This window comes from Rummeliibacillus sp. SL167, assembly GCF_007896505.1.
In the GTDB taxonomy this organism is placed as follows: domain Bacteria; phylum Bacillota; class Bacilli; order Bacillales_A; family Planococcaceae; genus Rummeliibacillus; species Rummeliibacillus suwonensis.
Window position 1 is genome coordinate 2,309,701 of sequence record NZ_VCBM01000001.1, and the last position, 20,187, is coordinate 2,329,887.

The following is a 20,187-nucleotide window of genomic DNA, read 5'->3' on the forward strand; positions in this document are numbered from 1 at the left end:
TTTTGTTTACCTGGGGATTATTTCTATATATTGTAACAAAGTCGTGTATGAATGCATAATTTTTATAAGTTAATTAACGCTAGAATTTATTATGTTTTTAAAATTATTAAATTGAAGGCACCCATACAATTTAAGTTTTCCCAATTCGATTTTATTCAATATTTGATAAGCTGGCATCATTTCATCACAATGATATTCATTTAACATTTCATCTGTTTATGCAACTTGTTACTTTACTTAACTTTTCCATTTTCTTTTTACATGTTCCATCTTTCTCAGCAATCCATATGAAACATGAATTTTTTCATTTTGTAATGGAATACCTGGCGTAATATGCATCCAAAGAGATTTTGAGAACGCAACTAATTGATCAGGATATACACTTCTATGCCCTATAACAATATAAGCGGTGATACAAGCACCTACTACATAAATTCCTATGTTACCACTAAATAGCTCATAACCCATGAAAACTGCAGATAATGGTGTATTCGATGCAGAGGCTACCACAGCTACCATGCCAATTGCTGCTCCAAACGCAGAATCTACACCTAATAAATTGGCAAACATATTGCCTGAAAGAGCTCCAATAACAAATTGAGGAGTAACAATTCCTCCATAAAATCCCGAACCTAATGTAATAGATACTAATAATATTTTCCAAAATATACTTGAATAAGGGATTGATTTTCCGTCAAGAGCTTCCTCCATTATTGGAAGACTCAAACCTAAATAGCTGGTTAACGTTGGAATGCCAAAAATAAGAAGAGCGATTATAATGCCTCCAATAAAGGGCATAAAAGGAGGCCATATTCCGAACCTTTCTTGGAGAAGATGAAAAATAGTCGTTGTTTTTTCAAATACTTCAATAAACAACCACGCTAACAAGCCACACAGAATACCGATGACAATAACCTTTAAAAACAACGTTTCAGAAAAATGGGGCGGTACTTGGATGGGAAAATAGCGATAAGTCATTCCCCACCATTTACTAATCTCAAAAGATACAATACTTGAAATAATGGCTGGAAAAATGATGTCATACCGTAAACGTCCGATCGTTAAAATTTCAATACCATAAATAGCTCCCGCAATGGGCGTCCCAAACACACTAGCAAAACCTGCACTCACTCCACATGCAACCATTCTTTTTTGGAGATTTGGCTCAAGTTTCAAAATACGCCCTATCCATGAAGCGAGCGAGCCCCCTATATGTGAACATGGTCCCTCTTTCCCAGCAGACCCACCAGATGCTAGTGTAATAATAGCCGCTATCGGTTTAATGGGCATTGTCTTAATCGGTAATTTTCCTTCTTGCTCATGTACTGCGGCAACTACTGAATCTTTATTTCCTGACTTGACATGACGATACGCATAAAAAAGCATCAAGCCATTTAACAATCCTCCGAGAGGTAAAATGACCATCTGTACCCACAGAGGAATTGAAGCCGTTTGTCCAAGAATACTATATAACCCCTTTAAAAATAAGGTCGTACCACATCCAACAACTGAACCTGTTATGACCGCCAATATAAACCAACGACATAATGTAGCTATCATAATAATAGGTTCAATATAATTGATGCGAAACAAAATGATCACTCTCCCTCTATAAATGCTGATATATCAACATTTTGCCCATTTTTAATAACTTTTTAAAAATTTTTTATTGTATGGATCTATTAATACTTTCTAATAATGCAACAGATTAAGAATACGCTTCACTCCTTATAACTTTCAAAATTGCCTACATACCGATGATATGAACTTGTTTCAATAATTAATTTCTTATTGTTCCCATCATATCATCTATATTCAAACTTACTATAAATAGTGCTTTTCTTCTACATGGCTATGCTAATCTATTCGATAGCTTTTCACACATACTACGTTTTAAGTTGGGTGGATGGATATAGTATGAATTCCACCTATAGTGAGTTTCGTGTTCGAGCTAAACTTATATTAGGACTTAAAAATTCGAATTCGTGGATACAATTCATTTTTGCGTGGATTGGACGGAGAATACCGTGGATAGAGATGTGAGTTTCGTGGATTGGATAGCATTTCCCATGGATTGAACGTTATTTCCCGTGGATAGCATCGCTGTTGTTCTTTAAATCAATCTAACTCAAAAATAAAAAAACGCCAGATGTTCGAAAACGCAACTGTTTACGTTTCAAACACCTAGCGAAAAATCTTAATCACTCACAAGCCCACATTGAGCATACTTCTGTACCAACATAGTAAAGTTCTACTAAAAGTCTCTCGGAAACCTGCATTTCTTTGTCTTATACCCACCACCTTCTAAACTTTCAAGTCCCGAGCCAGTGTAAATAGGTCACAAGATACATAAACAATACGGCTTTAGACGCGCTGTTCTAAAATTGTCTTCAACAGCGATTTGTCACAGCTTTTTATTGGTGGGGCGATCATCAAGACATATGTAGCTTCGCCTTCTTTATTCCTCACTCTACTATTATTTATTGATTTTCTTCCATCTCTATATTCTTTCTATCAATCTTTAGCAACTTTCGAAGCTTCATTGTAACGCAAAATTTCTTCATTCTTATCCGAAATGATTCGAACCCGTTTTGCTCCATATAAGACATAATATAAAATTGAGACAATGAAGATAAAACTGATTACGTAAAGTAATGGAACTTCGTTGCCAAACACCCCAAGAGAAGTCGTTAATATACTATATTTAATGATACTATATAAACAAACAATTCCTAGTATCAAGGCAATTCCTGGTACAATCGGATACATAACTTTAAAAGGGCGTTCCAGATCAGGTTCCTTTATTCTCAGAATAAACAAGGATACCATGCTGATACAATACATAACGACTGCTCCAAAAACAGCTAATATAATAAGGGCATTAGCAAAAGTCGCAGAGCCGGCACAAATAACGCCAATAGCACCAGGGAAGATTAGCCCCCAAGCAGGGACACCTCTACTGTTAAGTCTTGATAAAAAACGAGGCAAATATCCTTCACGTGCTAATGCAAAGGTTTGACGTGAATACCCAATAATAATTCCATGCAAACTTGCAATAACACCAAACAAACCTATAATGGCTACAATCGTTGGAATGAAGCTTCCTTCACCATAAACGCTTTCTAGCGCCTGTGGCAATGGATAATCGGCCAGTTCCCCTAATCCACCACCTAAACCTGCAGTTACAAACAGGGTGAAAAATGTTCCAACCGCTAATGTCAAAATGGCGCTAATAAAGCCCTTTGGAATATCTTTTTTAGGATTTTTTACTTCTTCAGCTGACATCGCTCCACCTTCAATAGCTAAATAGAACCAAATCGCAAAAGGAATAGCCGCTAATATTCCTGTACCCCCATTAGAAAATGAGTTCTCATTAATGATGTTGCTTATTTCAATATGCGGCAGGCCTGCCACATAAAAGATTGCCAACCCGACCAAGGCTGCAATAGTTGCGATCAATTCAATAATCGCCGCTTCTTTTACACCAATTAAATTGATTAATATGAATAGGATGAAAACACCGATCGTCGCATAAACCGGGTTGATTGCTGGTATTAGGAAATGAAGATACGCCCCAGTTGATACTGCGATGGCAGGAGGAGCAAACACAAACTCTATTAAACAGGAAATCCCTGCCATGAATCCAGCGAAAGGCCCCATCGCTCTTTTGGCATATGCAGAAGGTCCACCTGCATGTGGAATCGAAGTGGTAAGCTCTGCAAAACTGAAAATAAAGGTTGTATAAAAAGCCGTGACAATCAGTGCAGCGACCGCAAGTCCAAGAATTCCTCCTTCTTTAAATCCATAGTTCCAACCAAAATATTGTCCTGAAATGACCATTCCAACTGCAATTGCCCATAGATGAACAGGTTTCAAAAACTTTTTCAACTCTTGTCTTTTTTCCATTTTTTTCACTCCCTCTATAAATGTCGATATATCAACGATTTGACCCGTTTTTTTATGACTTTAAAAAATTTTTTAGATGCTCCTCTTTACATAACCAAACTAACACCGCTTGTCTTTTGTTCTAGCATTTTGTGAATCATCGTACCCATGTGTGCAGCAGCCTCTATCGGTGTGGTACCCCTTTGATGAATATTCGAAATGACCATTCGATCGGATTCCTTTGTTCCTACTCTTGGTCTATAACACATATAGGCACTAAGAGAATGCGCACAAACAAGGCCCGGACGCTCCCCAATCAATAGAATAAAAGCTTCTGGCTCAAGCAATTCTCCAATTACATCCATACAAGCGACTCTCCCTCCTCTAACAAAAAAAGGTGTTCCTGTTGTTAGATTATAAGATTCAAGAGAGTCTAACAACGTGGGGTATACATCACGTAAATTTTCTTCAATCGCATTGGAACTTAAACCATCTGAAATGACGATCTGGACCACCGGCCTTTTCACACATTTTTCTAGTATAAGTGCTTGTGCGTCTTCTGAAAAAATCCTTCCTAAATCAGGGCGTGTCAGATAACGCTCTTTTGTTTCAAAACACGTATCAACTGTAAACAAATTAAATTGATCAAGTAATTTGGCTGATACTTCACCATATACCGTATCGACGGCTGCCGCATGGTCAATTCGCAATAATAAAAAGTCCTTCGTTAGTGGTCTTGTTCCCGTTCTGCCTACTCCAATCCGTGCAGGTGTAGACTTTTTTAAAGCTAAAAGCGAATCCTTATTCATCTTTCATCCCTCTCTTCCTATGCTCTGTTCATAAACAGTGTTGGATCACCAGCAGCCAGACCCAATTTACCATCTTCGAGTATCCCGTATTTTTCCATCCATTTTTCAAATTCAGCCACAGGCCTTAATCGAAAAATACTACGCAATGTAGCGATATCGTGATAACTCAGCGATTGATAATTCAGCATGCAATCATCAGCCATCGGAACCCCTATTACGTAATTGACCCCAGCAGTGGCAAGCAGCATACTTAAATTTTCCATATCATTTTGGTCGGCTTTCATATGATTGGTATAACAAACATCCACTCCCATAGGCAGACCATGCATTTTTCCCATAAAATGATCCTCTAAACCAGCACGAGTGACCTGCTTACTGTCATACAAATACTCTGGACCAATAAACCCTACAACCGTATTTAGTAAAAACGGCTGAAATTTTTTGGCAAGGCCATAACATCTGGCCTCCAGTGTAACCTGATCAATATCAAAATGGGCATTAGCAGAAAGCTCTGAGCCTTGTCCTGTTTCAAAATACCAGCGATTTGGTCCTTTAGCCGTCCCTTTTTCAAAAATGAGGGCTGTGGCTTCTTCCAGCATAGAAACTGAAATTCCAAATGATTCGTTCCCCGCCTGGGTACCCGCCAAACTTTGAAAAATGAGATCAGCAGGGGCTCCCTTTTCGATCGCTCTCATCTGGCTTGTCACATGTGAAAGGACACAATTTTGCGTTGGAATCGCAAACTGCTCCATCACTTCTTTTGTTTCACATAAAAGTCCATAGATATTATTCGTTGTATCTATGACAGGATTAATACCAATGACTGCATCACCGGCTCCATAGCTTAATGCTTCATATAAGGATGCCCTCATGCCTAATAAATTGTCAGAAGGATGATTAGGCTGTGCTCTCGCCGCTAGCACCCCTTTATGACCGACTTCGGTATTACAATGGGTTATGACCTCAATCTTAGAAGCCGCCTGGATTAGATCAAGATTAGACATCAACTTTGCCACGGCAGCGATCATTTCACTTGTCAAACCTCTTCCGATGGTTAATAAATCATTACTTTCATGACTTTCATCCAAGATATATTCACGCAGTTCAGCGACGGTCCAGTTCTTAATTTTCTTGTAAACTTCAGTATCCATCCCCTCCTCAATCACCCTACTTACTTCATCTTCCTCAGGTGACAGCAACGGATAATTTCGAAAATCACTCAAAGGCAAATCTGCCAAAATGGTTTTTGCAGCCATGCGTTCCTTCATATTCTCAGCACTAATACCTGCTAGGATATCACCAGATCGTTCTTCATTCGCCTTTGCCATGATTTCTTTTAAACTATGAAATTGATAGATGTTCCCTAATAAAGTTATTTTTTTATACATCTTTATCACCCCTTTATTTTTTAGAAAGCCAATGTTTTGACCGATATCGAGATGGATTCTCCGGCAACCGGAAGACCGAGATCAATATAATCTCCATAAGTAAAATCAATCTGATCGATACACAAAATATCTAATGTGCCGTGACATCTTCTAGCAATCGCTTGGCCAAGTGCTTTTGCAATATCTGAATCACAGAGAATGACCAAACAATGAGAAGAAGGAAAGTTGTTCCGAAATTGTTCTAGGATTGAAGCTGACAGTTCTTGCAAGATTTGATACGTACAATTAGGAATATTCGATAAAGCTAATGCAATGGGCGGTTCATTCTCTTTAGCATGATAGATTTTACCTGCCTGTTCCAATAAATCCCCTAATCTTATCTGAAAGCTCTCCGGTTCCCACTGATGATTTTTTTCCACTACTGGAATCGTACAAATCGGAATATTTTTGATTGGTAATAATGCTTCATTAACATAAATGGTTGCTCCACTCACTTCTGTATTTTGCATTCCCGCACCAATAACTGTTGCTTTAGTGGTCTCTTGAGCTTGTGTGAAAATGAATGAACAGGCGTGGATCGACTCATTTAAGGAGTGAGCCAATTGTGGCCCAATGTCCCCGTATTTGGTCACATTCCTGATGGTGGCAGGAGGACCGTTTCTCATCATTTGCCCGATTCCACCCGAAATAATCACTTCGTCGATTGGAAAAATCTCAGTTGGCTGCGAATCTAGTAATAGTAATTCTGCCGAATACTGAGGACAACCACTCAGAAAAGAAAACATGCTGTCACTCATCTTGTTACAGATTTCCTGTACTTGAGGAAAGGTGAGAGTGTCTCCAAGTTCCAAATAAAAATCATTCTTCTTAAGCCATAATTGTATGGCATCTGAAATGTATACAATTCTTCCGCTTTCAGTAAGTCTGATAAGTCTACCACCAACGTTGAAAGTAATAGTTTGTATGGCTCTTCCATTCTGAAACAACGCCACATTAGCAGTACCGCCACCAATATCGATATTTGCAATGATCCCCTCAACCTGAGTAGATCGTCTTAGAGCTCCTGATCCTTTGCCTGCCAATATTCCTTCTAAATCAGCGCCAGCTGTGGCAACCACAAAATCACCAGCTCTATCCGCTAGATAGTGGATAATAGACTGTGCATTTTCTTTTTGAGCAGCTTCACCCGTTATAATAATGGCACCGGCTTTGACGTTTTCCATTCTTATTTGTGAGTTCCCATATTCTCTTTCCAATATGCATGTAATTTTATCCATATCAATTTTGTAATCATTTATTAAAGGAGTCGTATAGATTGGACTAGAATATGTGACCCGACGATCCACGATTTGACAGCTTGGAAGACTAAATCCATTACCGCTTTCACTTATAAGTAATTGACTAGCAATGAACTTTGTCGTGCTTGTGCCGATATCGAGTCCAATACTAGTTATCCAATTTTCAGGCATGTTCTCCCCTCTCCCTTCCTTATGGAATTTTCAAACATAGGACAAACAAAAAGACGCTTTGAGTCCTCATACATCTAACAGAGTGTTCAAAGCGCCATTGCTATATCATTATTTACTTTTGTGATCTATTATTATCTGCTCCGCAAGTTTCGCTAAAGGAATATGAGTAGCCATGCTATGCTTTTGCATACTTCTGTATGCATCATACTCCGAACAGGATAACTGCTGCATCAAAATTCCTTTCGCTCTTTCGATAATCTTCCGTTCCTCCATTTTTTGGTTTAACCTAAATATTTCTTTTTGAAGAGCTTTAAAGCGGGATCGTTCACTTAAGATCATTTCAACTGCCGGCAGCAACTCGCGTTCACTTACCGGTTTAACGAGATATCCATTAATCTCTGCATCTTTCGCTTGTTCAATCAACTTATGATGACTGTAGGCAGTTAACAGCAAAATAGCACAATCTGAAAAACCTCTAATCACGGACGAAGTCTTAATCCCATTAACCTTTGGCATCTTTACGTCCATGATAATTAAATCTGGTTTCAGATAATAAGCTTTTTCAATCGCTTCTTCGCTATTTCGTCCTTCTCCTACAACATCATATCCACTTCCTTCTAATATTTCTCTAATATCCATTCTGGTAATCGGCTCATCATCGACAATCATGATTTTTTCTGACATCATTACATCACCTTATCGGAAATTGGAAATGTTAAAGAAACTTTTGTTCCCCGTTTGGAGTAAAAAAACGATAGATCCCCTTGTAATTTTTCCTCAACCAGCATTTCAACTAATTGCAAACCCAGAGATGATGTCTTTAGGTCAGACCTTTTCTCTTTTAAACCTTGCCCATTATCTTTAACGGTAATGTATGCCATTTGTTTTCGAGAATTCACATTGATTTCAATCTTTCCTTCCTGCTGGTCAGGGAATGCATGCTTGATGCAGTTTTGAACCAATTCATTCACAACAAGGACAACGGAGGTCGTAATATCCGACGGTAAAAATAAGGATTCCCCTTGAACAGAAACATTAAACTTTTTTTCCTGGTTATTCGATAAGGAAATTAATAGTGCTGAAATTTGCTCCATTACAAACTTCGTATCTACTTTTTCAATACCATGCTGTGCCAGATAATCATGGACAATTGCCATACTTGAAATTCGGGATATACTATCACGTAATACTTCAACGGCTTCACTTGAAGAAGAACATCGTCTTTTTTGCAGTCGCAGTAAACTTGTAATGATCTGCAGGTTATTTTTCACGCGATGATGTATCTCTTGAACAATCACTGATTGGAATACGTCATCTTTTTCTTTATTATCCTTACTATTCATTAAGGTCTTCACTTTTTGCTCGTTTAAAATTTCTTGTGAAATATCTCGCTCTTTTATTAAGACAGCAATCGTTTGATGAAAGCTATCCTTAATCGGGACAATATCCTGTTGCATAACAACATTTTCCTGAGATATGCCTTTCGAGCCAATGACGGGTTTTCCTGTTTTTAAACTAAACAAAACACCCGGTTCAGAATCTTCATATGCAATTTGACCGACTACAGAATTTTTATATAATGATTGTGTGGTGCAGGGTTTTGCTTCAGCCACCACAATAGCAGCATCCTGATTATTTAACAGACAATCTATGAAAATATCTGCTTGAGTGAGATCGGCAATTAGTGGAAGATTGTTGAACATATCATATAAGATCCCGCATTGTTCATCTGTTAAGATGGTGACATCCTCCAAACAAAACGAATTATCCATGTTGATAGAATTCCTTTCAGCTATGCTTCAATTGCAAAACGGAGAAAAAAGTTTTCTGTAAAATCATTTACTTTCAACTACTATAACATAATAGAAATGATGAGACCATTAGTATGTTAGATAATCTAACATATAAAATTTCAAGATGAATGCTTGCGATCATTTTAGGCAAAAATGTTAGGCAACTATACAATGAATATTGGTATAAAATGAAGCTTCCATCCGTGGGGATTTTCTTCATACCCACGGATAGTTAGCTGAACCAATCGGGCTTTTACGGGCAGTTGATCCCCACCCTCTCCTTTCTTGTTTTTCTCTAAACCTTAAGGTGGGGTCTTACTGCCCGTTAACGCGGGATAAAATCATCGATTCCTTTGAAGAAGTCTTTTCCCACTTGAGGAGACCCTTTTGGATTCCCTCTGCGGTTTCCAGCCTGGCGACAATTTGCTTTTGACCATTATCGAGATTTTCGATGCCTATTTCTTTCGCGATTTTTAGATATTCACTTGGCTTGAGAAACGTTCGCAATCTAATTAAAATAATTCGAATTTAAAAAGCCTTCAATCTTTGTAGAGATTAAAGACTTTATTTGTAGCTTATTTTCAGAATTGTTTGAGTGTCCGGCACTGAAATTCATCTATTTTAAAAATTGAATTTCTGTTACTTTCTGTATTTCATCTACCCAAAGATAAACTTCTTTAAATTTATGAGTGAAATATTTTATGGCTGGGGAGTTCTTTAAATCATCATTTAGTATCCAATCATATAAACTAAGAAAAACATAAGGCATATTATAAGGAGGATTTAAATAAGGCAAGATCTTATCAAAATCCCTATTTTCATATTTTTCAATTTTTTCAGTCCTTATTTTATAAACCTTCTTCTGTTGCCATTTATCATCTGCATTAATTGGTATATCTATATTATAAATATTTTGAATTATCGGATTTTTAGAATGACCTTTAACATAATTAACTGAGTAATCTTTTGGCTGACTTAGCATTATTTCTTTTAGAACATCATTTTGTGACACCATTTTCACATTATTAAAATGTGGAATTACATCTTTTAGAAGATCTTCAGGTATCTTGTCTTCATCTAAAAAAATAGATATTAAAGAATTTTGTACTTTAGCTGTATTCGACACAAAAAATTCGGTTAAAACAGAAAAATTTTTATTGACACCGTCAATATTCCGAATATGTTGTATCTTAAGATCAACATCATCCTGAATAGATGCTGTATTTAAATCAACAGAACATTCTTCTAACCAGTTCATTAACTCCACCACTTTTTATTTAATTTCAAAATAAGATGCACCATTTGCTATTGCACTATAAGGACCATTTTCTAGTGTGATAAAACTTCCACCAAGACGTGCTCGATAACTTCCTTTTGACAATCTAAAACTTGCTTCATTACTAATATGTGTACTTGGTGAAGATACTTTATATTTGAAAGAAAATGTAGAATAATCTTTCCATCCACCTTTTAGAAAACCATAATCCTTTTCAAGGTAGACGATTACCTTACTATAAGTAATCACACCTCCCTTTACTTTTATTGTCCAAGGACAATAAGCATTCTTACCAAGAGTATAACAAGCAATTGTACCACCTGCAAAACTCAATCCTAATGGTTTAATAATACTTTGAATACCTGAAGATGATTCAGGTCCATAAATAGTTGTCGCTGTGTTTGATAAAGTATCAGGGTCAACTGATGGCTCTTTTTCTTCAGTAATGATTATTTCTGATCCTTCACCAATAGTTGGTAATTTGGTGCTTTCTTCAGCTAATGATTTACCTGGCACAATGGTAATCAATAAAGCAAGTAACATAATAAAACTTAACGACTTTTTCATAGTACCATCCATTCTAGTAATTTATTCATAATATACTATATATTATATATTAAGTAAATAAATTATTCTAAATTTTTAGAAAATATCATAAATAATATAATTGAAGCTGAACTATTCACGTATCCCCTCAGAACTAAAATTCGAATTCGTGGATACAATTCATTTTTGCGTGGATTGGACGGAGAATACCGTGGATAGAGGCGTAAGTTTCGTGGATTGGACAGCATTTCCCATGGATTGAACGTTATTTCCCGTGGATAGCATCGTTGTTTTGAGTTTAGTAAGACTGATAATTGTTTGAGTGCCTGGCATCAAAATTTTCATCAGTGGGAGTTTTCTTCATCCCCACTGAAATAGAAGAACTCAGGTTAAAAGCACCACGTCCTGTGGCAACACCTGAGTAATTGTGTGGGTGCCTGTCACTTGAACTTTAAAATTCGTATTTTTTCTGTGAAAAACAATTCACGAAATTGATTCATCTAATATAACTACAAAAATTACACTTTCTCAAAACTACCAGTATAACTAGTGGTTTTGATTTGTTTACTTTTCTTCAAATTCCTTCATTCTCTCCATTAAATCTAGCTGTTCTTTGTTTTGACTTATATATTTATATTCAAAATACTTAATTCTATCTGTTGGACCAAATTCACTTTCATCCCAATTTGTATAATCAAAATGTACGTTTAATTTACCTGTATCATTTAAAATTAATGTAACTGAAAACCAAGGATCCTGGTCATTATCAGTAAAAACTTTTTTGAGTTCAACAGTTAGTTGAAATAATTTATGTAGTTCTTTATTATAAGCCTTCTTATCTACACTATATAATTTTGGAATATAATGTGAAAAAATGTATTGTTCCTCACCTTTTGGCGTAAAAAAGAAGAAAACTCCTCCTTCACCCTCCTTAACTTCACCATTAAAACAGAAATTATCCCATTCAGTTGGAATCATATCATTAACCTGTTGTGCAATTTCTTTATATAACTCGTTTAATTCTGTTTCAAAACTCATCAATATCAGCCTCCTGATTTATTTGCAATCTCGCGAATCACTGGCAATTGGCCTTCAATTTCATATTCGACCATAAAGAAATCCGGTCTCATTGAATTATTAGAGTAGATCGGTTCAATACTAACAGAGACTTTCTTGGGCGGTACCTCTTTTAATGCACTGGCCCACTCAGTCTCCATTTAATTGTGTGGGTGCCTGTCACCAAAACTTACTTTGAGTAATAAGCGTTTCATTCGGCACTCCACCCACTAAAAAGCCCTTGAACAAACATATTCAAGAGCAATAGCTTTCATCTATTTAATAATTTTCTCCGTTGGTGGTTCAGGGCTTTGGATAGTAGTAATGTTACTTAGTATTTGTTCTTTTAGCCTGATAATATTTGGCAACAATTTTTCAGGCATTAAACTTTGAATATCTTCTAATTCACAACCTTCCCTTATTATATCTATCACTTCTTCACTTAAACCAGACATTTCTAGTTTACTAACAGTAAGGGGATTAAATAAATATCCCTCAGCTTCTTCAATACTGATTATTTGTTTTTCTAAAGCAGATAATAATCCTAACTGAATTATAGAAACTAACCTTTCGCTTTCACTTTTTCCAGAAATGCTAATGTTTATTTCCACGATAACACCCCAAATTCATTTATTACTCCAGCCTGATTTAACTTTCACATCAAAGACTTTTCCAGATTGACCTTCAAAATAATGTATTGATATCTTTTTACCATTAGAGTCATACCCATCCTTATATATCTTTTTCCATTGTCCTGACTCTACTTCTCTTAACTTTTCTAATACATCTTGGTTCTTTACATTTACTTTCTTAGTACCATTTTGTACCGCCTTAAATCCAGATGGGTATTTAGGTGCTTGTTTAATAGAATTATACACATTTTTAATTTCACCAGTACCCTTACCACTACCTCTTACCTCCATCTTCGCCATAGAAATCAACTGATATCTCAAGCCTACACTATTCACCGTATTATAAGGCACAACCCCTGCGTTAATTGTTTGAGTGCCTGTCACCAAAACTTATCCTTTGCAGTTCTTCGATGCGATCCACTTCTTCATTGTGTGGGTGCCTGTCACTTGAACTTTTTGATTAAACTAAATATTCAGCTTCCCATTTATCTTGTTTCTCTATAGGGCTGAGTTCTGAAATATCCTTATATCCATAGTTAATTTTCATTTTTCCTGTACTATCTAAAATAAAAGTTAAACTAGTCCACTGCTCTTGTTCTTGTACCCTAAATTCCTCCCACAATCTCGTAAAACAATTATAGAGCTCATTTTCCAATTCATCATAATCATCTTCAGAAATACTAAACAAATCTGTTATATCAAGGCTATACACTGGTTCTACTCTAGATTGAGCATAATAGTAAAAAAATACCTTTTTATAATTTTCTCTAATTTCAGCATATAAAAAAATTTTTTCCCATTCTTCAGGTACTATATTTACTAATGTATTTGCAATTCGTTGATATATCTGTTCCATTAACTTAGTTTCCATCTCACTTACCTCCTAGATAATTAGTTAATCTATCCGAATATTTTTTACCTTCTATTGTATAGCTAATTTTAAATTCAGTCGGTCTAGAAGATTTCCCTTTATAAATAGGCTTTACTCTAACTGTTACTTCTTTTCCTTCTTCTAAAGCTTTTTTCCAAGAAGTCTCTAATGCTTTGTACTCTTTCCTATTAAGAGTAGCATTCATTGGTACTAAGTTGTCAATTTCACCCGAGCCTTTAAAAATGCTTGCTATCAAATGTCCTCCATCATCATTAGATAATCTGTCCTCTCCACCAACAGTCCTTTGCGCATATTGATTACGTTCTGCTTTGCCAAGTTCTAACTTCGCTTCTACATTTGATATTCTTCCACTACCATCGGTTTTATACTGGTACCCTTCTTTAGTTGTATACTCAATATTAGGTTTCAATGCTTTCTTACCATTGTCTTTAGTGAAATGCTCTCTATATTTTACTTGTTTAGAAATATCGTCTTTGCCTTTACCACTCATCTTCGCCATAGAAATCAACTGATCTCTCAAGCCAACGCTATTCACCGTATTATAAGGCACAATACCTGCATTTACACCCGCTGATTGGTGTTGGGGCGCATAGGGATACAGGTTAAGTGGCGAGATTTTTTGGGCTGCGGCTTTTACCTTGTGGACGCCTACTTTAGCAGTGGCTTTGACTGTGGTCATTCCTGTCTTCGTTACAGCGCCTAATCCTTTAGTGCCCACTGCGGATAATCCGAGGGTTCCTAATGCGTAGGAGATCCATTCCGCACGTGAATTGGCATCCCCATTGATGACATCCCGCTGAAATGCTAATGAATCCAATTAAAATAATTCGGATTTAAAAAGCCTTCAATCTTTGTAGAGATTAAAGACTTTATTTGTAGCTTATTGTCAGAATTGTTTGGGTGCCTGTCACTTGAAATTCAAAGTAAAAAACCTTGAAAGGCATTTAGCCAATCAAGGTAATTTTAAGTTACTATGATTCGAAAGCTGTTCTATCAGGAAATACACCACCTTCTTTTACTAGGCAAACTGCCAATCTTTGAGCAGCTCTATCATAATAAAACTTAGATGGAAAATTGTTATCTGGGATAACTTCTAACTCTGAAAATTTTCTAGTAAATTTATTTAACTCAATTTTCCCCATAATATTTTCATTAGGTCCGAATCTGTAAACTACAGTTTCATTATCTTCATATTCTTTTAGTAATAAAACGTATGAAGCCAACTTTATTCCTCCTCTGGTGGATACCATGGACGCCCAGACTCTACTGTTTTATCATGGGCCGTCCTATAGTCCGTTTTAAATATCCCTTCAAATCTCAACTCAAAAAGTTCATGATTTAATAAATCAATATCATTCTTTTTGTGGGTCCCTTTTTGGAGCCTATCCCACGCTTGTGCAATTTCATAATCTGAATCAAACCGTCCAACTCCATGTTCTTTAATGTGCTCTTTGAACAATAAATGATCTTTGATTCTTTGTACCCTTTGTTCAGTCATTCCTGTATTTTTAGCAATAGAATTTACATCCGTTTTGGATTTTCTAAAGGATTCGTACATATCATCCGCTTCATCAAGTCGTTTTAAATATTCATCTACTGAAAGTTCTCTACCACCAGTTTGAACTTTACCCGTACCCTTACTTTCCACTTTCGCCATAGAAATCAACTGATCTCTCAACCCAACGCTATTCACTGTATTATAAGGCACAACCCCTGCGTTCACACCAACTAATTGATATCGGGGCGCATACGGATACAGGTCGAGCGTCGGGATTTTTTGGGCTGCGGCTTTTACCTTGTGGACGCCTACTTTGGCAGTGGCTTTGACTGTGGTCATTCCTGTCTTCGTTACAGTGCCTAATCCTTTGGTGCCCACTGCGGATAATCCGAGGGTTCCTAATGCATAGGAGATCCACTCGGCACGTGACTTGGCATCTCCATTGGTGACAACTCGTTTAAATGATAATGAATCCAATTAAAATAATTCGGATTTAAAAAGCCTTCAATCTTTGTAGAGATTAAAGACTTTAATTGTAGCTTATTTTCAGAATTGTTTGGGTGCCTGGCACTTGAACTTTCTGAAGAAAAATGGTTTAGTAAAGTTGAAAAAAATATAGATAAAAACAATATCACAATCAAATATAAAGCTAATACTTATAAAACAGCCTAATTTTAGGCTGTTTTTTCGTATACCATGTCTATTATAATATTGAAAAGACTCAAAATAATTTTTTGAACCTCTCGTTTTTTCGTTCTTTTGAATACTGCACAAGCAACTATTTTTTATAAAAACTGGTATACTTATATTTAGTCTTTTTAGTTATTAATTTCTTTTTTGATTTATCTTTATAAACATAAATTGTTGTTCTTTCACCAGCAAGTGGTTTAAAAGTTTTCTTAGTTTTAACATATTTTCTATATGTCACTATTTTACTGTACGTTGTTGAAGCATTAGCTTGATAAACTAAATTAGCTATTTGCAATGGCGCTTTCGCTTTTTCAAAATAATTAGGTAATATACTTATAAAATAAATATTTAAAGCTGCAACAGTTAAATTTCTCACTTTTTTGTTATAGAAAAGTGTAGAATGGTATTTCCAACCAGTGTATTTATACTTTGTTTTTGCTTCAACTATTTTTGGTTCATCATTTGAAAGAAATGGACTTACAGATGAAAATACAATTACAGATAACATCAAAGAAACTATCACTTTTTTAGTAATTTCATGAAATCACCTCCTTATTCCCTAAAATAATACAATTATATTAGGGAATAAAGGGTTTTAAGTAGAAATAAGTAAATGTTAGTATAAATAGAAATAAATGTAATTATTTAGGGTCATTATCTCTTTTGATAGAAAAAGCATTTAAAAATAGAAATAATAGGAAGAAAATTAGTGCCACTATTATATTTATTTTAAAATCAGAATACACATCATATAATATTAGCAACCCTAAAAATAATGATGAACTTGCTAAATTTCGATTAGAAAAAATTATCTTTAACATCTTATTACCTGCCTTCTTCTTTTTAAAATAAAAACATTTAACTTTATTTACAATTAAAGTATACCATTTTTATATTTAAACTCTCAATTTAACTATACAAAAAATAGATATTAAGGAATAATATACTACGCTTTAATTTTTATAATTTATTAGCCTAATCTTGCCATTATTTCTTTCAATTTAGCTTCATAATCCATTGTTGATGCTGTATTATCTTTTTTGAACCAATCAGGAATCTTAAATATTCAGATATAATTTGTGTATCATAATGTCCCACCAAACGACTTAAACTTTATACATCTATACCATTCCTTAATTGCTTTTGTGCAAAATAATGGCGGCAATCATGCGGAGAACATCTTATTTCTTTTCTAACCCCCACATTGCGTCCATGTTCACGTAAAATTTTATTAAGTCGTGAACGGTGTAATTGTTCTCCTATTTGGTCTAAAAAAATAATCTTCTAGTTCATCAAGATTTTTATGTTTGAAGTGTTCAATTTAATTGTGTGGGTGCCTGTCACTTGAGCTTACAAAAGAATTGTTTCAAGTGCATCAATCAACATAGAATCAAAACTTTCAAATGATTGAATTAGAGTTCCTGAGGGTTTGTCGAGTTCTACATATATACTCTCTTTTAGATCATAACCATACCATGCTGTATCAGAGTCTCCAAAAAATAGATACCGCTTTTGCCAATCATTTTCATGCCAAAGCTCGTTTGTCTCAATAAATCCATGGATATCTTCGTCTACTTCCTTATCAAGTAGAACTTCATCAACGCCGTAGATTACCAATCCATTGAAGTCTAACCCATTTATTCTCCTTAGAAATTCGATATATGACTCAGGTAACACAATGTTTCCTAATTTCCGCTGAATATTATGATTCATTTTTTTGATTTCTGTATATGATGCAGGATTTCTGAGTGAACTTCCATATTTTTTTTCAATTTTTTCTATTTCTATCAACAAGTCTTTCCACTGGGGCATATCTACTATTCCCTCCTTTTAAAAGGTTTTGATGGGTAAATATCATCCTCAAACATCGGCCAATTTATCGTTTTACTTTGTTTAGGGACTAATCCTCTTGTTTGAGAGTTTTATTCATTGGTAACCGCTTTATGATAAGGGTCATTCTTTATCAAGACTAAATTAGCGAAATCATTTGTACCACCATCATCTAAAGGTAAATTGTGATGCACTTGCCACCCTTTAGGGTTAAGTCCATCTTTCATTCTAGCAATATCAGCTTCATCTAAACCAGCTTTTCTAAGATGTTTAACTCTTACAGGATCGCTGGCAAATTCTTTAAGAAAATTCTTCTTAACAGAACTATTAAATTCCTTTCTAAGTTTAGCTGTTTCTACTGGAATTCTCTTAATATAAGTGATTTCTTCTACCTTTACACCTTTTAAATGAATTTTCTCTCCTTTTAAAGTTCCTATAAAGTAATCATGCTTTTCACCATTAACCTTAATACTCCCCTTTCTTTCCACCTTCGCCATAGAAATCAACTGATCTCTCAAGCCAACACTATTCACCGTATTATAAGGCACACCCTCTGCGTTCACACCAACTAATTGATATCGGGGCGCATACGGATACAGGTCGAGCATCGGGATTTTTTGGGCTGCGCCTTTTACTTTGTGGACGCCTACTTTAGCAGTGGCTTTGACTGTGGTCATTCCTGTCTTCGTTACAGCGCCTAATCCTTTGGTGCCCACTGCGGATAATCCGAGGGTTCCTAATGCGTAGGTGGCACGTGAATAGGAATTATACCACTCACCATATCTCGTTCATATGAATCTAATTAATATAAACAAAATTTAAAAAGCCTTCAATCTTTGTAGAGATTAAAGACTTTATTTGTAGCTTATTGTCAGAATTGTGTGGGTGCCTGTCACTTGAACTTTCTGTAGAGATTAAGCTTTGTAACTTAAGATTTCAGTAATTAAAACCTATTTAAAGCCTTTATAAACATCTACATCGTTTTCGTTTAATACTGCTTTTATTTCTTTACCTTCAAAAACAACTATATAGTCGTTTGGCAAAGCAAGAACTTGAATGATTTCTGGTTTAATTTTTAGAAGCTGATAAGCATATAGAGCATGCAACTCTGTAGTATTATTATCCTCTACAGGACCTATATACCAACCTGAATCCCCTTTTTCAACGTCTCCATTTCTTTGTAAATATATTTTCTCGAGTTCTAGTACACCTTTAGAAAGTATGATTTTATCACTAAATTTTATTGTTAAACCATCGACATTTATCTTTCTCAAAAAATGACCTTGTTCTAGTTGTACCCACAATGCTAAAGTTAAATCTTCTGTTGTATCTTCAAATGGATTTCTAGAATAATCAGGAGTAGTCATTATAAATTTTCCGGTTTCTCTCTCATGTAAATAATAGACGGACCAACCAACTTGAAAAGAGAATCCATGAATTAATTTATTAGGATCTACCTGTTCTAATATAGCAAACAAATTTTCTACTTGAGGTTCTAATTCTGTTTCGGCAGTCACTATAATAGTTTTACCCGTAATAATCTTTTCAAATTTCTTCATTACTTCAACCTCTCTTCTATGGCTACTTTTAGAGCTTCTCTAGCTTGTTCTTCTTTTTTTAGCATTTCCATTCTAACATTAACAGGAACCTCTCCCATCTTAGAATGCCCTTTCCAATCAGCCCAACTATGATCCCCCTTAGATGCATTAGAAGATTTTCCAAGACCAATAAAATTATCTTTTAGATTTAGAATTTCTATCTGTTGTTCTCTAGTTAGCCTACTGAATCCATCCATTTCAGTTATTTTCTTCATTGAAACGATATGGTCTGCTTCAAATTTATCAATTTCATAACCATATACTGGGTCTACTTTAGGACCATCTGGATTAACCATTTTTCTTATATCGTTACTTGGTGTCTTCTTCCTCAAATTTTTATATTCATCTTTTGTAATACCATTACTCGTACCCTTTCTTTCCACCTTCGCCATAGAAATCAACTGATCTCTCAAGCCAACACTATTCACCGTATTATAAGGCACACCCTCTGCGTTCACACCAACTAATTGATGTCGGGGCGCATACGGATACAGGTTGAGCGTCGGGATTTTTTGGGCTGCGCCTTTTACTTTGTGGACGCCTACTTTAGCAGTGGCTTTGACTGTGGTCATTCCTGTCTTCGTTACAGCGCCTAATCCTTTGGTGCCCACTGCGGATAATCCGAGGGTTCCTAATGCGTAGGAGATCCACTGGGCGCGCGACTTGGCATCCCCATTGATGACATCCCGCTGAAATGCTAATGAATCCAATTAAAATAATTCGGATTTAAAAAGCCTTCAATCTTTGTAGAGATTAAAGACTTTATTTGTAGCTTATTGTCAGAATTGTGTGGGTGCCTGGCACTTGAACTTGAACCAAGTAGTA

At 35.6% G+C, this 20,187-nt stretch carries 24 protein-coding genes; all 24 read right to left on the bottom strand.

From position 1 onward, the window contains the following. Positions 1-237: 237 nt before the first annotated feature. The 24 genes from FEZ13_RS10345 to FEZ13_RS19530 all read right to left on the bottom strand — a co-directional run bounded on the left by FEZ13_RS10345 (position 238) and on the right by FEZ13_RS19530 (position 20,072). The gene (locus FEZ13_RS10345) at positions 238-1,593 is read right to left on the bottom strand and encodes a chloride channel protein (protein WP_222434404.1); all 1,356 of its coding nucleotides are present in this window, start codon (positions 1,591-1,593) and stop codon (positions 238-240) included. A gap of 921 nt (positions 1,594-2,514) precedes the next feature. After that, entirely contained in the window at positions 2,515-3,906 is a 1,392-nt protein-coding gene (gene eat / locus FEZ13_RS10350; protein ID WP_146552555.1) for an ethanolamine permease, read from the bottom strand. A gap of 86 nt (positions 3,907-3,992) precedes the next feature. Beyond that, the gene (gene eutC / locus FEZ13_RS10355) at positions 3,993-4,694 is read right to left on the bottom strand and encodes an ethanolamine ammonia-lyase subunit EutC (RefSeq protein ID WP_146552556.1); all 702 of its coding nucleotides are present in this window, start codon (positions 4,692-4,694) and stop codon (positions 3,993-3,995) included. A 17-nt stretch (positions 4,695-4,711) separates the two neighbouring features. Then, the gene (locus tag FEZ13_RS10360) at positions 4,712-6,082 is read right to left on the bottom strand and encodes an ethanolamine ammonia-lyase subunit EutB (protein WP_146552557.1); all 1,371 of its coding nucleotides are present in this window, start codon (positions 6,080-6,082) and stop codon (positions 4,712-4,714) included. Between the two features lie 20 nt (positions 6,083-6,102). Continuing rightward, positions 6,103-7,551 carry an ethanolamine ammonia-lyase reactivating factor EutA gene (locus FEZ13_RS10365; protein WP_146552558.1) on the bottom strand — a complete coding sequence of 483 codons (1,449 nt, stop codon included), beginning with the start codon at positions 7,549-7,551 and terminating at the stop codon, positions 6,103-6,105. A gap of 108 nt (positions 7,552-7,659) precedes the next feature. Further along, on the bottom strand, positions 7,660-8,235 hold the full coding sequence (locus FEZ13_RS10370) for an ANTAR domain-containing response regulator (protein ID WP_312755662.1): 576 nt from the start codon (positions 8,233-8,235) through the stop codon (positions 7,660-7,662). Between the two features lie 2 nt (positions 8,236-8,237). Continuing rightward, positions 8,238-9,323 carry a sensor histidine kinase gene (locus tag FEZ13_RS10375; RefSeq protein WP_146549793.1) on the bottom strand — a complete coding sequence of 362 codons (1,086 nt, stop codon included), beginning with the start codon at positions 9,321-9,323 and terminating at the stop codon, positions 8,238-8,240. A 637-nt stretch (positions 9,324-9,960) separates the two neighbouring features. Then, on the bottom strand, positions 9,961-10,602 hold the full coding sequence (locus FEZ13_RS10380; RefSeq protein WP_146552560.1) for a hypothetical protein: 642 nt from the start codon (positions 10,600-10,602) through the stop codon (positions 9,961-9,963). A 15-nt stretch (positions 10,603-10,617) separates the two neighbouring features. Then, positions 10,618-11,187 (bottom strand): hypothetical protein, encoded by a 570-nt coding sequence (locus tag FEZ13_RS10385; protein WP_146552561.1) that lies wholly within the window; start codon positions 11,185-11,187, stop codon positions 10,618-10,620. A gap of 159 nt (positions 11,188-11,346) precedes the next feature. Beyond that, the gene (locus FEZ13_RS19525) at positions 11,347-11,511 is read right to left on the bottom strand and encodes a hypothetical protein (RefSeq protein WP_186725843.1); all 165 of its coding nucleotides are present in this window, start codon (positions 11,509-11,511) and stop codon (positions 11,347-11,349) included. A gap of 219 nt (positions 11,512-11,730) precedes the next feature. Next, positions 11,731-12,204 (bottom strand): immunity protein YezG family protein, encoded by a 474-nt coding sequence (locus tag FEZ13_RS10390; RefSeq protein ID WP_146552562.1) that lies wholly within the window; start codon positions 12,202-12,204, stop codon positions 11,731-11,733. Positions 12,205-12,209: 5 nt separating this feature from the next. After that, positions 12,210-12,383 (bottom strand): DNA/RNA non-specific endonuclease, encoded by a 174-nt coding sequence (locus FEZ13_RS10395; protein ID WP_146552563.1) that lies wholly within the window; start codon positions 12,381-12,383, stop codon positions 12,210-12,212. A 114-nt stretch (positions 12,384-12,497) separates the two neighbouring features. Continuing rightward, entirely contained in the window at positions 12,498-12,833 is a 336-nt protein-coding gene (locus FEZ13_RS10400; RefSeq protein ID WP_146552564.1) for a DUF3969 family protein, read from the bottom strand. Positions 12,834-12,848: 15 nt separating this feature from the next. Next, the gene (locus FEZ13_RS10405; RefSeq protein ID WP_146552565.1) at positions 12,849-13,238 is read right to left on the bottom strand and encodes a hypothetical protein; all 390 of its coding nucleotides are present in this window, start codon (positions 13,236-13,238) and stop codon (positions 12,849-12,851) included. A 76-nt stretch (positions 13,239-13,314) separates the two neighbouring features. Next, positions 13,315-13,725 carry an immunity protein YezG family protein gene (locus FEZ13_RS10410; RefSeq protein ID WP_146552566.1) on the bottom strand — a complete coding sequence of 137 codons (411 nt, stop codon included), beginning with the start codon at positions 13,723-13,725 and terminating at the stop codon, positions 13,315-13,317. Between the two features lies 1 nt (position 13,726). Further along, on the bottom strand, positions 13,727-14,563 hold the full coding sequence (locus FEZ13_RS20325) for a DNA/RNA non-specific endonuclease (RefSeq protein ID WP_146552567.1): 837 nt from the start codon (positions 14,561-14,563) through the stop codon (positions 13,727-13,729). 154 nt (positions 14,564-14,717) lie between these two features. Beyond that, on the bottom strand, positions 14,718-14,969 hold the full coding sequence (locus tag FEZ13_RS10420; protein WP_146552568.1) for a hypothetical protein: 252 nt from the start codon (positions 14,967-14,969) through the stop codon (positions 14,718-14,720). 2 nt (positions 14,970-14,971) lie between these two features. Then, on the bottom strand, positions 14,972-15,721 hold the full coding sequence (locus FEZ13_RS20060; RefSeq protein WP_255473100.1) for a hypothetical protein: 750 nt from the start codon (positions 15,719-15,721) through the stop codon (positions 14,972-14,974). 301 nt (positions 15,722-16,022) lie between these two features. After that, positions 16,023-16,445, bottom strand: a complete 423-nt coding sequence (locus tag FEZ13_RS10430) for a hypothetical protein (RefSeq protein ID WP_146552569.1) — start codon at positions 16,443-16,445, stop codon at positions 16,023-16,025. Between the two features lie 602 nt (positions 16,446-17,047). Next, complete coding sequence (locus tag FEZ13_RS20065; protein WP_370467686.1) at positions 17,048-17,215, bottom strand: tyrosine-type recombinase/integrase; 168 nt, start codon at positions 17,213-17,215, stop codon at positions 17,048-17,050. A gap of 69 nt (positions 17,216-17,284) precedes the next feature. Then, a complete protein-coding gene (locus FEZ13_RS10440) occupies positions 17,285-17,746 on the bottom strand; it encodes a YrhA family protein (protein ID WP_146552570.1) in 462 nt (153 codons plus the stop codon). Between the two features lie 110 nt (positions 17,747-17,856). Next, entirely contained in the window at positions 17,857-18,480 is a 624-nt protein-coding gene (locus tag FEZ13_RS10445; RefSeq protein ID WP_146552571.1) for an HNH endonuclease signature motif containing protein, read from the bottom strand. Positions 18,481-18,714: 234 nt separating this feature from the next. Further along, positions 18,715-19,323: an immunity protein Imm33 domain-containing protein gene (locus tag FEZ13_RS10450; protein WP_146552572.1), complete on the bottom strand. Its 609-nt coding sequence runs from the start codon at positions 19,321-19,323 to the stop codon at positions 18,715-18,717. After that, positions 19,323-20,072 carry a hypothetical protein gene (locus FEZ13_RS19530; protein WP_186725844.1) on the bottom strand — a complete coding sequence of 250 codons (750 nt, stop codon included), beginning with the start codon at positions 20,070-20,072 and terminating at the stop codon, positions 19,323-19,325. The genes FEZ13_RS10450 and FEZ13_RS19530 overlap by 1 nt, the downstream gene beginning before the upstream one ends. Positions 20,073-20,187 lie beyond the last annotated feature (115 nt).

Coding starts and splice junctions, on each gene's coding strand:
- eat (WP_146552555.1), bottom strand. CDS start 3,906: ATGGAAAAAAGACAAGAGTTGAAAAAGTTTTTGAAACCTGTTCATCTA.
- eutC (WP_146552556.1), bottom strand. CDS start 4,694: ATGAATAAGGATTCGCTTTTAGCTTTAAAAAAGTCTACACCTGCACGG.
- FEZ13_RS10360 (WP_146552557.1), bottom strand. CDS start 6,082: ATGTATAAAAAAATAACTTTATTAGGGAACATCTATCAATTTCATAGT.
- FEZ13_RS10365 (WP_146552558.1), bottom strand. CDS start 7,551: ATGCCTGAAAATTGGATAACTAGTATTGGACTCGATATCGGCACAAGC.
- FEZ13_RS10370 (WP_312755662.1), bottom strand. CDS start 8,235: ATGTCAGAAAAAATCATGATTGTCGATGATGAGCCGATTACCAGAATG.
- FEZ13_RS10375 (WP_146549793.1), bottom strand. CDS start 9,323: ATGGATAATTCGTTTTGTTTGGAGGATGTCACCATCTTAACAGATGAA.
- FEZ13_RS10380 (WP_146552560.1), bottom strand. CDS start 10,602: ATGAACTGGTTAGAAGAATGTTCTGTTGATTTAAATACAGCATCTATT.
- FEZ13_RS10385 (WP_146552561.1), bottom strand. CDS start 11,187: ATGAAAAAGTCGTTAAGTTTTATTATGTTACTTGCTTTATTGATTACC.
- FEZ13_RS19525 (WP_186725843.1), bottom strand. CDS start 11,511: ATGAAAATTTTGATGCCAGGCACTCAAACAATTATCAGTCTTACTAAA.
- FEZ13_RS10390 (WP_146552562.1), bottom strand. CDS start 12,204: ATGAGTTTTGAAACAGAATTAAACGAGTTATATAAAGAAATTGCACAA.
- FEZ13_RS10395 (WP_146552563.1), bottom strand. CDS start 12,383: ATGGAGACTGAGTGGGCCAGTGCATTAAAAGAGGTACCGCCCAAGAAA.
- FEZ13_RS10410 (WP_146552566.1), bottom strand. CDS start 13,725: ATGGAAACTAAGTTAATGGAACAGATATATCAACGAATTGCAAATACA.
- FEZ13_RS10440 (WP_146552570.1), bottom strand. CDS start 17,746: ATGCCCCAGTGGAAAGACTTGTTGATAGAAATAGAAAAAATTGAAAAA.
- FEZ13_RS10450 (WP_146552572.1), bottom strand. CDS start 19,323: ATGAAGAAATTTGAAAAGATTATTACGGGTAAAACTATTATAGTGACT.